Annotated in this window: 17 protein-coding genes; 14 read left to right on the forward strand and 3 right to left on the reverse strand. The window is 37.7% G+C overall.

Annotation, left to right across the window (positions count from 1 at the left end; all coding sequences use genetic code 11):
- The first annotated feature begins 225 nt into the window (after positions 1–225).
- The 4 genes from BKO01S_RS06780 (at position 226) to BKO01S_RS06795 (ending at position 1,682) form a co-directional block, all read left to right on the forward strand.
- The gene (locus BKO01S_RS06780) at positions 226–543 is read left to right on the forward strand and encodes a hypothetical protein (RefSeq protein ID WP_066051304.1); all 318 of its coding nucleotides are present in this window, start codon (positions 226–228) and stop codon (positions 541–543) included.
- 57 nt (positions 544–600) lie between these two features.
- Positions 601–891, forward strand: coding sequence for an RNA polymerase alpha subunit C-terminal domain-containing protein (locus tag BKO01S_RS06785; RefSeq protein ID WP_066050770.1), 291 nt, complete (start codon positions 601–603; stop codon positions 889–891).
- A 153-nt stretch (positions 892–1,044) separates the two neighbouring features.
- Positions 1,045–1,371 carry a PadR family transcriptional regulator gene (locus BKO01S_RS06790; protein WP_066050774.1) on the forward strand — a complete coding sequence of 109 codons (327 nt, stop codon included), beginning with the start codon at positions 1,045–1,047 and terminating at the stop codon, positions 1,369–1,371.
- Complete coding sequence (locus BKO01S_RS06795; RefSeq protein WP_066050777.1) at positions 1,368–1,682, forward strand: DUF1048 domain-containing protein; 315 nt, start codon at positions 1,368–1,370, stop codon at positions 1,680–1,682. The genes BKO01S_RS06790 and BKO01S_RS06795 overlap by 4 nt, the downstream gene beginning before the upstream one ends.
- A gap of 141 nt (positions 1,683–1,823) precedes the next feature.
- Here BKO01S_RS06795 and BKO01S_RS06800 read toward each other — a convergent pair whose 3' ends face one another.
- Together BKO01S_RS06800 and BKO01S_RS06805 are read right to left on the reverse strand one after the other, a co-directional pair.
- Positions 1,824–3,464: a hypothetical protein gene (locus tag BKO01S_RS06800; RefSeq protein WP_066050778.1), complete on the reverse strand. Its 1,641-nt coding sequence runs from the start codon at positions 3,462–3,464 to the stop codon at positions 1,824–1,826.
- A gap of 2 nt (positions 3,465–3,466) precedes the next feature.
- Complete coding sequence (locus tag BKO01S_RS06805; protein WP_066050780.1) at positions 3,467–4,246, reverse strand: ABC transporter ATP-binding protein; 780 nt, start codon at positions 4,244–4,246, stop codon at positions 3,467–3,469.
- Positions 4,247–4,470: 224 nt separating this feature from the next.
- Between BKO01S_RS06805 and BKO01S_RS06810 the strand changes: the two genes are divergently transcribed.
- From BKO01S_RS06810 to BKO01S_RS06830, 5 genes are all read left to right on the forward strand, one after another.
- Complete coding sequence (locus tag BKO01S_RS06810) at positions 4,471–5,016, forward strand: DUF3231 family protein (RefSeq protein ID WP_198158775.1); 546 nt, start codon at positions 4,471–4,473, stop codon at positions 5,014–5,016.
- A 164-nt stretch (positions 5,017–5,180) separates the two neighbouring features.
- Positions 5,181–5,642 (forward strand): hypothetical protein, encoded by a 462-nt coding sequence (locus BKO01S_RS06815; RefSeq protein ID WP_066050785.1) that lies wholly within the window; start codon positions 5,181–5,183, stop codon positions 5,640–5,642.
- Positions 5,643–5,796: 154 nt separating this feature from the next.
- Positions 5,797–6,675 carry an alpha/beta fold hydrolase gene (locus tag BKO01S_RS06820; RefSeq protein ID WP_066050788.1) on the forward strand — a complete coding sequence of 293 codons (879 nt, stop codon included), beginning with the start codon at positions 5,797–5,799 and terminating at the stop codon, positions 6,673–6,675.
- Between the two features lie 30 nt (positions 6,676–6,705).
- Positions 6,706–7,257, forward strand: coding sequence for a histidine phosphatase family protein (locus BKO01S_RS06825; protein ID WP_369690988.1), 552 nt, complete (start codon positions 6,706–6,708; stop codon positions 7,255–7,257).
- A gap of 55 nt (positions 7,258–7,312) precedes the next feature.
- The gene (locus BKO01S_RS06830; RefSeq protein ID WP_066050791.1) at positions 7,313–7,726 is read left to right on the forward strand and encodes a hypothetical protein; all 414 of its coding nucleotides are present in this window, start codon (positions 7,313–7,315) and stop codon (positions 7,724–7,726) included.
- 57 nt (positions 7,727–7,783) lie between these two features.
- On the opposite strand, the gene BKO01S_RS06835 is transcribed toward BKO01S_RS06830, so the two are convergent.
- Entirely contained in the window at positions 7,784–8,791 is a 1,008-nt protein-coding gene (locus BKO01S_RS06835; protein ID WP_232311186.1) for a metal ABC transporter solute-binding protein, Zn/Mn family, read from the reverse strand.
- Positions 8,792–9,086: 295 nt separating this feature from the next.
- Between BKO01S_RS06835 and BKO01S_RS06840 the strand changes: the two genes are divergently transcribed.
- From BKO01S_RS06840 to BKO01S_RS06860, 5 genes are all read left to right on the forward strand, one after another.
- Positions 9,087–10,247, forward strand: a complete 1,161-nt coding sequence (locus BKO01S_RS06840; RefSeq protein ID WP_066050792.1) for a Rossmann-fold NAD(P)-binding domain-containing protein — start codon at positions 9,087–9,089, stop codon at positions 10,245–10,247.
- A 48-nt stretch (positions 10,248–10,295) separates the two neighbouring features.
- Positions 10,296–11,489, forward strand: coding sequence for a GTP-binding protein (locus BKO01S_RS06845; RefSeq protein ID WP_066050796.1), 1,194 nt, complete (start codon positions 10,296–10,298; stop codon positions 11,487–11,489).
- A gap of 210 nt (positions 11,490–11,699) precedes the next feature.
- Positions 11,700–11,954, forward strand: a complete 255-nt coding sequence (locus BKO01S_RS06850) for a type B 50S ribosomal protein L31 (protein ID WP_066050799.1) — start codon at positions 11,700–11,702, stop codon at positions 11,952–11,954.
- A gap of 40 nt (positions 11,955–11,994) precedes the next feature.
- A complete protein-coding gene (gene rpsN / locus BKO01S_RS06855; protein ID WP_066050802.1) occupies positions 11,995–12,264 on the forward strand; it encodes a 30S ribosomal protein S14 in 270 nt (89 codons plus the stop codon).
- Positions 12,265–12,285: 21 nt separating this feature from the next.
- The gene (locus BKO01S_RS06860) at positions 12,286–12,642 is read left to right on the forward strand and encodes a hypothetical protein (protein WP_066050807.1); all 357 of its coding nucleotides are present in this window, start codon (positions 12,286–12,288) and stop codon (positions 12,640–12,642) included.
- Positions 12,643–12,645 lie beyond the last annotated feature (3 nt).

The raw sequence follows: 12,645 nt of genomic DNA on the forward strand, positions 1-12,645 counted from the left end.
GTGGAGAAGTTTTGCCAATTCAGAAAGTTACAGCAGTCCATCTCATGGTAAAACTTGTTTTAGGGGCTAGGCTTAAAGATAATGATGCTACGACGATCTTAGTGTGAAAAACGTGAATATGCAATTGTAGTTAAGCTAAATACAGATAGCGGAATGCTCAATATGTAGGGAATGCTGTTATTGAGTACTATAACACATTTGTTATTCTTTCCAGAGGGTGAAGAGATGGCTATATGGAAAATGTATTTACTAACTATTATTGAAATAATTCTATCTTTAGTTGTTGGTTTTTTATTAACTGATAATGTACTCAAGAAAGTTTATGAGAGTGCTGGAATTAGATTTATAGGGAACGTATGGGTAGTATGGTTTGGTTTATCATTTATGCTATTTGGATTATATACAATTGTACTCTCCTTTTTTGTGTCAAAAGAAAATCAGTTACTGAAGGAAAGGTTAACCTCAAAAACATTTTGGGTACTTGTTATTGCTGCTACTGTTGGAGTTTTTATTCCATTTTTTATAGGGGAGATTCCTTTTTAACACTCGAACAATATATTTAGTTAAAATTAGCTACAGAATTTGTTGGGAGGTATTATTTTGACAGTAGAAAAAAGTTTAAGGGTTTGTGAAAAGGGACATAAGTTTTACAAAAGTAGTGAGTGTTCAAGTTGCCCTACCTGTGATAAAGAGAATAAGCCTAAAAGTGGCTTCCTTTCGAAACTCAGTTCACCCGCAAGAAATGGATTGGTTCGCGAAGGGATTGACACATTGCAAGAACTAGCAAAGTACACTGAAAAAGATATTTTAAAAATTCATGGTATTGGACCAGCTTCATTACCTATTATGAGAGCTTCATTAGAAGAAGAAGGGTTATCATTTAAAGAATAAACGTGCATAATTTAGGCTGGATCCAATATAGGTCCAGTCTTTTTCGTTTCAATAGTTCTTCATATAAAAATAAAAATGGGTTTGACACAACTACTACTTAGTAATACTATATAGTAGTACTCGGTATTACTAAGTAGATTGTTGGGAGGATATATGAAGGATTTAACTGAAATGCTTAAAGGTGTTCTCGAAGGGGTGATACTTCAAAAGATACATGCCGGAGAAACCTACGGTTATGAAATAACGAAGTACCTAAACGATTTAGGCTTTGATGATATTGTAGAAGGAACAGTATATACCATTCTTGTTCGAATCGAGAAAAAAGGGCTCGTTGAAATGGAGAAGAAAAAGTCAGAGCTCGGACCTACGAGGAAATTCTATACTTTAAATTCTAAAGGTGAACAAGAATTGGAGAATTTTTGGAGCAGATGGACATTCCTGGAAGGGAAAATGAATGAGATAAGGGAGCAAAGAAAATGATTAAAAAGATGATTCAAGAAAAACGGGAATATCGTGCTTATACAAAAAGGGTGAATAAATTACCAGAAGAATACAGAAAGGCAATGAAAGCAATTGAAACCTATATGTGGAACTATGCTAAAGGATCAGGAATGCTGGAGCTCTTAAAAAATATTTTAGAGATGTTCGAAAATAGTGAGAGTGATGGTTTAAGTGTACGAGATGTAGTTGGAGATGATAACGCCGGATTTGCCGACTCATTACTAGCAGAATTTCCAGAAGAAACATGGATGGATAAAATGAGAAAAAAATTAAGGGATTCTATTGAGTAAGGGGAGAGCCGTGAAAAAAGTCGTTACTTTACGAATAGTATCTAAACAGCGTAATAGATAGTGGAAAGTGATTTAAACGGCTTTAGCTGTATAGTGGCTAAGGCCGTTTAATAGTTTTTGAAACTTATCGTTCCTAGTGGACTATCTAAGAATTTTTTCCCAAGTGATATTGAAAGCTACTCTCCAAATAATCCCCAAGCTAATGGCGACAATCCCTAAATATAGGTAGATTCCAAATGAGTATAAAGTGCTCACGTAATGCAGACTAGCAAATAAGGCAACGAACAGCATTAAACCAAATACAATCGCACTATTGCTGTTCTGAAGCTGATCAAAGGACTCTGAAAAGGGAATCGATTTTTTTAGAATCATAAAACAAATGACCGCATATAGACAGGCATTGATGAATACGACAACCAAATCAGGTAGGATTTTTATACCGAATAGTGCAAGGAAGAGAATACTTAGAATCAAGTAAACTGGCAGATATAATTTAAAAATAAATGCCTTTATTGTACCGCTAAACACCGATTTTAATTGGTTTAGCGGGGAAACTCTGAATATCCAACCACCCTTATATTTTCCTGAATACTTTAAAAGAATCATGATCGTCGGAATGATGATTAAGCTAAAATAAATCGTTAAATAGGATTTACTAGTGGATAGATGAGCAAGGTCAGTATCAAAACTATTCATAATAAAAAGAAAAGGAACCACGATAGAAAAACCCAAAGATGGATAGACCTTTATTTTAAAGTCCCGCTCATTTCTCATCATGGAACTGGCAAATTGAAAAAATGCTCTTTCCTCTTGTGAGCGGCAAATCATTCGAAGGAGTGTTTGGCTAACTTTACTACGTTTCGGCACTTTTGGTTTCCCGTGATAGGTTAGCTTTTGCAGGTGTTTCTCGAAATTGGAATTAAATTTCAAATAAATCCAGATCGATACGATAGGTAAAACGATGCTTAACGCTGAAAATACGATAAAAAATGGCTGAAAGGTACCGTTCATTATCATTTCCATATTTGCTCCGTACCACATCGGAAAGATGAATACCTGCCACCACTGGGGTTCAAGTGAAATCGTTACGTCAATGATGGCAAAAGAGCGAATAAGTAATTGATATCCAACCATGATCATAAGTGATAGTCCAATTTGTACATAGTTGATCATATCTTTTAATTTTTCTCCATCAAAGAAACGTAAAATAGATAAATAGATTAGCGCGGTTAATCCAACAACCAATAGGTTAATCAGGATAATGTTTACGACTGAAACAAGTAGAAACAATGGGCCATTTTTGAATATTCCAACAATCAAAGGAATACCGACAAATGCTATGGTAAGGAAAGATAGATAAATAATCACATGCATCATTTTCGCCGTGCTAATTGTTTTTCGATCGACGGGCTTAGGAAACAGGATATTTCGGTCACGAATATCAAGTAAAACAGAAGAAAAATCAGAAATCATGGAAGTCATGACAAAAAAGGTGAATATCCCATAAAAGAGACTCATTTGAAAAAGAAAATTTTCCCCCATCAGTAAAAAGGGTATCATAAATAAGCCAAATAATACGTAAATCCACAAAGACTTTATGTACTGATTGTTCTTTTCTTTATCTTCTTTTTTGGCATTCTGAGAAAAAATGGTCGGTACACGCCGTCCGTCCATCGTTAACTTTACTTGTAAGATTCTCCTCATGACCTGGTAATCTACCCCCAGGCTGATAAATACCCGCTCAAAACGATCCAATAGTTTAAGCGTGCGATAGTCCTGCATACTCACATCTCCCTTACAACCGATACAAATCTGGCACCAAGTTCTTTATGTTCATTAAATCCTGTTAGTTGGTTAAAAATCTGTTCAAGTGACCCTTCCGAATTTTGCTGTTTTAGCTCTTCAAAGGTACCATCAGCAGCAATTTTTCCATCATGCAGCAGAATAATGCGGCTACTTATTTTTTCAACCACATCCATAATATGAGAAGAGTAAAAAATCGTTTTTCCTTGCTCGGCAAACTGCGTCATAATCTCTTTAAAAATCATGACACTATTTGCATCCAAACCATTGATGGGTTCATCAAAAAACAATACATCCGGATTATGTAATAAGCTCGAGATAATTAATAGCTTTTGACGCATTCCTTTCGAGTAAGAAGCAATTCGCGAATAATATACTTCCCCGATGCCGAATATCTCCATTAGACTTTTTGCCTTGTCGCTGGCAAGACCGGAAGTAAGGCCATACAATTCGCCAATAAAAGTTAAATATTCATGGCCAGTTAAATTATCGTAAACTTCGGCGATTTCTGGCACATAACCGATTTTTCGTTTATACTCCATACTTCCATCGGAAATATCCTGGCCGAAAATTTTGACCTCACCTGAATAGTCGTCTTCAATGCCAAGCATAATCTTTACAGTCGTGCTTTTTCCAGCCCCGTTTGGACCAATATACCCAATGATTTCTCCACTTTTCACTTGAAAAGATACACCATTCAGCACAGACTTTGGACCATAATTCTTTTTTAAATCAATTATTTCTAATATTGGTTCATCCATTGCTTCATCCTCCATTTCAAGATTATTCCATTTCTTTGATTTCTAGTGTAACATTAGCTTCGTTGTTTTCTAAAGAGGAAACAACAAATTATCTCAGTTATCCCTTTGTTTTTTGCAGTAATGAACAAGTAGCCTGCAACTATATTAGCCGTCTGTAATACTGAATAATAAAGAGAGAAATGGCAGAAATTATGAAGGATGCAATGAGTTCAGGAGGGAAAGGCATGTTAAATATAATAGAAACCATCATGGATGCGATGAAATCACAATCAGAGCAAGACAAAGAACAGCCTCTTCATGTGGGAGAAGTGATGGCGTGCTGGACGTACTTATCTGGTCTTGAATTAGCCAAAGTAACGGTTCAAGCAGGCTTGAATACCACAACCGATGATGAATTACTAGTAATGCTAGAAGAAGATATGAAATTAGGGACAAGCCAAAGGGAAAAGCTGCATGATTTTTTAATTAAGGAAGGGGTTACATTACCTTCTGCACCGGAAGATGTGCCAAAATCAGACCCGAAAAGTATCCCTCTTGGTGTGAAAATGACGGATGATGTACTGGCCAATGAATTATCCCTAAAGCTGGTTAGTTTAATTATGCAAGCTGCTGGTGGTGCCTGTGAGTCCATCCGTACTGACGTTGGATTACTGTTTATTCAGTTTCAAGCTGAAAAATTAGCACTCGCTACTAGGTTAAAACATTTAATGCGTAAACGCGGATGGATTAAAGTACCGCCGTTTTATCTTCCACCAGGAGCAGAAAAATAGTGGGTTAGGGGGACAGGTACACTGTCCCGTTTTAAGGGGGAAACCACAAAAGTGGTTTCCCTACTTTATTTTGTAACAAAGATGATAATCAAATAATATTTGTATAACTTTAATAAAATATTCAAATATTATTGATAACCTTACTCTAACTGGAAGTGATATTCTTGAACCAAGTCATTTTGTGGGGTCTATTCATCGGCCCATGGTTCACCTTGCTTTTTATTGGGAACATGCATTTGAAAAGATTTTTGCCAGTGGCCTTATTGGTAACAGTGATTAACACGATCATTTATCAAGCTGCTTATCACTTTAACTGGTGGAGAGAAATGCCATTATTTAAATGGGATAAGATCGCTAATATCCCTTGGGTGTATAGTGCCTATTTAGTGGCAACGATTTGGATATTTAGACTTACATATGGAAGATTTATTATTTATATGATCACCAATTTATTGTTAGATGGTGGATACATTTATGGATGGTATCCTATTCAGCAAAAACTCGGAATGGCTTCTGGAGATATGTCTCCGCATATTACATTTGCCATTATGATTGCAGTTTCTCTCATTATTTATTTATTCCAAGTGTGGTATGAGAAAGACTACAAAATTCATGAGGAAATTTGAAAATTCGATAACAAATGTATTTAGAAAGTTAGATACAACTGTAATGTATTGGGGCTAAAAGCCTCTTTTTTTATGTTATGAAGGCCGTTTAGTGGATGTAGGAATACCCAATAGTTTACAATTATTTCATATTGACGGATGACAGGGAGAAGCTATGAAAATAAAAAATGGTGAATATATGCAAAACATAAATGGGGTTGTTCACTGGATTAGGATCGATGGAGCAGAGAACCACACCACTCCTTTAGTGATTATTCATGGAGGTCCCGGAGGAAATCAATATGCTTTTGAACGAACAATAGGGCCACAACTATCTAAAAATAGAACGGTGATCTATTATGAACAACGTGGCTGCGGGAGAAGTGAAAGTCCGGATTCCGAACACGCTTTTACCTTTTCAGATTTAATAAATGATTTAAAGGAAATCCATGAGTGGCTCGGTGTGGAGAAGGTGGACTTATTGGGTTATTCGTTTGGAGGAGAGCTAGCGCTAGAGATCACTCATGCATTCCCAAACAAAATAAATAAAGTGATTGTCTCTGCGCCTAGTTTACTAGGAGTGAAAGCTCAATACCTTATTCAAATCGCAGGTTTTCTTTCCATCGCGGATCCTTCATTTATTTCAGACATCGAACGCATTCTAGAGGAACCAGGAACAATTGAAGAAAAATATGTGCGTCTTTGGATGGCTGCCGATACCGCTACGGTGGATCGATTATTTTTTGAACATCAATCATTTGCCAAAGAGTACAGACGCTTTACACAGGAGAGTAACATGACCAATACAGGTCATATGTTAAAAGCCATTCAGAATAAACCGCCTTTGATTCCTCTATATAAGAGATTAATAGAGATAAAGCATGAAATCTTAATCCTCACGGGAGTGCATGACAGAAATTCTGGAGTACCGATCTCCAACCAAATACATAGGCAGCTAGAGAACAGCAAGTTGGTCCTCTTTCACAACAGTGCTCACTTTCCTTATATGGAAGAGCCAGAAGCATTTCTTGAACAGGTGAATTCGTTCCTTTAGTCTGATTACTTTATTATGGGGGGAAGAAAGATGTTGAAAAAAATGTATATTGTCCGACATTGTGAAGCAAAGGGACAGCCTTCGGAATCGCCATTAACAGAAAAAGGATGGATACAAGCGGAGAATCTAGTAGAGTTTTTTAACGATACAAAAATAGACCGAATCATTGCCAGTCCATTTTTACGTGCGATTCAAACCGCACAACCTCTAAGCGAGGGAAGAGATATAAAAATTGAAATTGATGATCGTCTATCAGAGCGGGTACTAAGCGCGAAGAATTTACCCGACTGGTATGAAAAACTCCAGGAAACTTTTACTGACATGGAGTTAAAATTTGAAGGAGGAGAATCCAGCCAAGAAGCGATGAATCGAATCGTGCATGTGGTAGAAGAAGTGATTCACAGTGGGTCTGAAGATACGGTAATCGTTAGTCATGGAAATATAATGGCTTTACTTTTAAAGCACTATAATCGCGACTTTGATTTTGAGTGTTGGAAGAATCTTAGTAATCCTTATGTTTTTCAAATCAACTTTACTGAAGGTAACGTGAGATTTAGTCGGATATGGGAAAAGAGAGCCTAAGAATAGTGTAATATTTTTACATTTTCGTTGTAGGATGTAATAAGGAGGGGATGATATGATTCACATCTCTAAGTACCTTTTTGTGACAGTCGTTTTTGCTATTATTTTATATATCGGAGCGTTCATTCAACTTGAAATACAAGAGTACCAACGTTCGAATTATAGGATGGTACCATTGATGTTGTTTGTGAGCTTTTTTCCAATACTTATAGGAATGTTTCTTCGTGTGCCCGGTTTGGTAAAAGAATTAAAACAAAACAAACGATGGGAAATCGATTGGGGAAAAGTCCTTATGATTGGTATTCCCACATTATATATTGCCTTGTACCCATTTCTCTTTTCAATAGGTATACCAGTAGTATCTATCTTTTTATCAAATTATCTCCTTGGCACTCAATATGTAACGACAACCATTGCAGGAGTTGTATCAGGTTATATTTTATTAGGTAGTCTAAAGGGGAAGTCCTAACGTTAACCAACAAAAAACCAGCTCCCAACATGGAACTGGTTAGTTAAGCTATTTATTTTAATTAAGAGCTTGCTCTAAAACCTGAATATTTTCCCTCATAATGACAAAGTAGTCTTCAGAATTCTGAATGTTTTCATCTGTAATGGCCTCAAGGTTATGAAGGGTAAGAGCTTCGGTGCCCGTTTCATTTTTTACAATCTCAGCGACTTTATTCTCCAAGTTCTGTTCAAAAAAGACATACTTCAGACCGTTATCTTGAACCAGGTCAATGATAGTGGATAACTGTTTTTGGGAAGGCTCGTTAGTGGGGGAAAGACCACTAATCCCAATTTGCTGCAATCCATAGACATCCTGCCAATATCCATAAGCAGAATGGGAAACAACAAAGGTTTTCGTTTTTGAACGGTCTACCATACTCTTAAATTCTTTATCCAAGTCTTCTAATTCAGCTCTTAATGTAGAGAAATTATCCTCAAACTCTTGTTTCTGTTCAGGCTTCATTTTAACTAAAGCATTTTTAATATTTTCTGCTATTGTAATAGAACGGATAGGATCTAACCATACATGAGGATCCTTGTCAGAGGTATGTACATGACCTTCATGGTCCTCATGCTCATCATGAGCTTCATGGTCCTCGTGTTCTTCATGTGCTCCATGTTCTTCAGCGGTTTCTTCGCTATGATTTTCCTCAGCGTGTTCTTCATCTGCATGTTCGTGATGTTCATGCGTTTCTGTAGCACCAATAAACGACACCTTCTCAGTGGAGTTGACAATGGTTACCTCTTCATTCTCGAGGGATTTCATGATGGCGTCTGCAAATCCTTCTACCCCAGTTCCTGTGTATATGAAGGCATCTCCTTCGGCAACATTGATCATGGTTTTCGTCGTAACCTCCACATTATGAGCATCTGCGCCAGGAGGTACTAAATTCTCTGTTGAAACAAAGTCTCCTCCGATTCTCTCGGTAAAATATTGCAGGGGATAAATAGTTGTATAGATTTGTAGTTTGTCACTGGTGGTCTTACCATTACTCTCAGTTGACGTAGTACTGTTACAAGCTGCCAATATGAACAAAACCGTTAGAAAAGAAAGTAGCAAAATTATTTTTTTCTTCAGTTTTCTCACTCCCTCAAAAAAATATTTCTCTGTATGGTTAATCGGAATAATTTCGATTTAGGTTGATTATAATAGTAATCATTACGATTTGCAATGGCATATTTGTCATTTTTATGAAATATTTAAAAGGGGTAAAGGCAGGAAACTTTTCCCTAAATATAAAAAAAGAGGACTTGTGTTTCGTTTTCAGTTTGTTTAGAATGTAAATCGTAACAATTACGATTAAAAGGAAGGAGGTCAAGAAATGTTTGATTGGTTAGTGATCGGAGGCGGAATTCATGGCTGTACGATTTCAACGTATTTGCTTAAACATGGAAAAGTACAAAATGAGAAACTTTGTATCATTGATCCCCATTCGGAGCCGATGGCGAGATGGAAACGAAATACGGATCGAATAAGTATGCAATATCTCCGGTCTCCTTTCGTTCATCATATTGATGTTCATCCCTTTAGCTTGCAGCAATTCGGTAAAATATCGGATCAACATAACCAATTTTACCGAATGCATAAGCGGCCTTCCCTTCAATTGTTTAATGACCATAGTGATCAAGTCATTTCCGACACTCATTTAAAGAAGAGTTGGTATCAAGGGATAGTGACAAAGGTTCAAAAAGGAAAGAGGGGGTGGGAAGCAACTACGGAGAATGGAGAATTGATACAGTCGAAAAATGTCGTGATTGCCATTAGTGTGAATGAGCAATTAGTGATACCTGATTGGGCAAGAGAACTGGCTTTGCATTCTCCCCAACGAGTTCACCATATATTTGATGATACGCTTGAAAATCTAATGGTAATGAAACCTCCGATAGCGATTATTGGTGGAGGGATTACGGCAGCTCATCTTGCGATCAAGATGTCAACAGAATATCCAGGTGAAGTGACACTAATCAAACGTCATCCATTTCGGGTTCATGACTTTGATAGTGATCCAGGCTGGTTAGGATTAAAACGGCAAGGACCCTATCGTAAAGTGAAGGATTATCGTATTCGTCGGGAACAAATAAAAGAAGCTAGATTAAAAGGGTCTGTACCTACGGACGTCTTACATAAAGTAAAGGGTCTAGAAGCAAAGAAAAAGCTACGAGTGGTTGACGGGGAAGTAACCTCTTATACAATGGACCAAGAGTATCTAACTCTTCGCGTCAGTTCAAAGGCTTATCAAGTCCGACATGTCTTTCTTGCAACAGGATTTTTACCAACTAGACCTGGCAATTGGGTAGAGAAACTAATTGAAGAAGAAAATCTACATTGTGCCAATTGCGGCTATCCCATTGTAAATAAAGACCTCGAATGGTGTCCTCATTTGTATGTAATGGGACCGTTAGCCGAGTTGGAAATAGGTCCAATTGCTAGAGATATTTCTGGAGCTAGGCAGGCAGCTGAGAGAATTGTCGCTAGTTTATAAAGTTTAAATCGGAATGGTTCCTAAAATCAATTCAAGGGAGAGAAGAAGATGAGAAAGATACCAGTAACGGTTCTTAGTGGATATTTAGGGTCAGGGAAGACGACATTGTTAAACCACGTGTTACATAACAAGGACCATTTGAAGGTTGCGGTGATTGTTAACGATATGAGCGAGGTAAATATTGATGCGTCAATGGTGAAGAAAAGTGGATTTAGCCGCACGGAAGAGAAGCTGGTTGAAATGCAGAATGGCTGTATTTGTTGCACACTGCGCGAGGACTTAATGGTGGAAGTGGAGCGGCTTGTGAAGGTGGGAGATATTGATTATATCTTAATCGAATCATCGGGAATCTCTGAGCCTGTACCTGTTGCTCAGACCTTTAGTTATATGGATGAAGACTTAGGTATTAAGCTGTCTAAGTATTGCCAACTTGATACGATGGTAACAGTGGTTGATGCGAATCGTTTCTGGCATGACTTTGCATCAGGGGAAAGTCTCCTTGATAGAAAACAGGCGAATGACGAAAGTGATACAAGGGAAGTGGTAGATCTACTCATTGATCAGATTGAATTTGCGAATGTTCTTATTGTAAATAAAATCGATCTTGTTAGTCGTGAAAGCGTGGAGGAATTGAAAGCGGTACTTCAGAAGCTGAATCCAGAGGCCAAAGTGGTCGAAAGTGCCCATTCGGTTGTCGCTTTATCCAATATCCTACATACGGGTCTTTTTGATTTTGAAGAAGCAAGTCAAGCTGCAGGCTGGATCAAGGAGTTAAATGAAGAGCATACACCAGAGACAGAGAAGTACGGAATCTCTTCTATTGTGTATCGAAGTAGAAAGCCATTCCATCCAGAACGATGGAAACAGTGGTTGGAAAATTGGCCATCAGAGATTGTTCGTGCAAAGGGGTTCTTCTGGTTAGCGACTCGAAACAACATGACAGGTCTACTCTCACAGGCGGGACCCTCCATTATCTTTCAAGGAGCAGGAGAATGGATTGCGGCGTCTTCTAAGGAGGAACAAGCGAGAATTCTCGAGGAGGAACCAGAATTACGGGAACGTTGGGATGAGGAGTATGGTGACCGTATGAATGAACTGGTTTTCATCGGCATAGATTTTAACAAAGAAGAACTGGTAGAGAGTCTAGATGCTTGTTTATTAACAGAAGAGGAAATGGCTCAGGACTGGAACCAGCTAAGTGATCCACTTCCACCTTTTCATGTAGAAGAAGTAACGGTGTGAGATATCTCTTATGACTCGTTGGGTATTAAATAGGAGGTTGCGGAGGTCATAAAGTGAAAGTTATGACGTCTGGGGCAGGGGATATGGAAGGGAAGAGGTCATAAAAAGAGTTTTATGACGTGTGGTACATGGGAAAATCAATTGAATCGGTCATAAAGAGAGGGTTATGACTTCCGAAGCGAAAGAAAAAAATTATCTGAGGTGAAGAAAATGAAACCCAATACACATCCTACTTACGATAAAGTCGTCTTTATGGACGTGAACAGTGGCTTTAAATTTTTAACAGGTTCTACAAAAAGATCAAATGAGAAGATTGAGTGGGAAGATGGAAAAACGTATCCCTTACTAAAAGTGGAAGTTAGCTCAGACACCCATCCCTTTTACACAGGTAAGCAGAAGTTTGCAGATAAAGGCGGAAGAGTGGACCGTTTCCTCCAAAAATACAATATGAAGGATAAAAAATAAATCGTAATGATTTTGCTTATCATAGAGGAGGCAATTGAATATGGCAAAGAAATCAAAAGTGGCAAAAGAGCTTAAGAGACAAAAGCTAGTGGAACAATATGCAGAAATGAGAAGAGAACTAAAAGAAAAAGGCGATTACGAAGCGTTAAGTAAACTTCCACGTGATTCCGCTCCCTCCCGTCTTCACAATCGCTGTTTAGTGACAGGTAGACCTAGAGGATATTTAAGAAAATTTAAGATGTCACGCATTGCCTTTCGCGAACTTGCCCATAAGGGACAGATCCCTGGTGTAAAGAAATCCAGCTGGTAAGAGAAAGAAGGGGGATTAGGCATGAATGAAAAAATGATGGAGGTTTTTGTTAGAAATATTGTAGCTTCCTTACCTAGGAGTAGAAGAAAGCTCTATCAATTTATCGAAGGAATTGAAGATTCTCTTGCTCAGCAATCCGATACAAGAGAAGAATTCTTAGCCCTTCTAAGAGAGCATTCCCCACATCATCAAGCGGCCGATCGATTCCATATGTCAATAGAGGAAACGGTACGATTCATGCATGATATTGAGGATGAAATTAGTGAGAAGCTTGAAAATAAACTGAAGAATTATAAGTGGATCGATTTTACAGAACAATTACATGGGAACCAAGTTAAAAATAATAGAAGTACACAATATTTCTTTGTTATCTCTTAGTTA

The sequence above is a fragment of the Robertmurraya korlensis NBRC 107688 genome (genome assembly GCF_001591645.1).
Lineage (GTDB): Bacteria > Bacillota > Bacilli > Bacillales > Cytobacillaceae > Robertmurraya_A.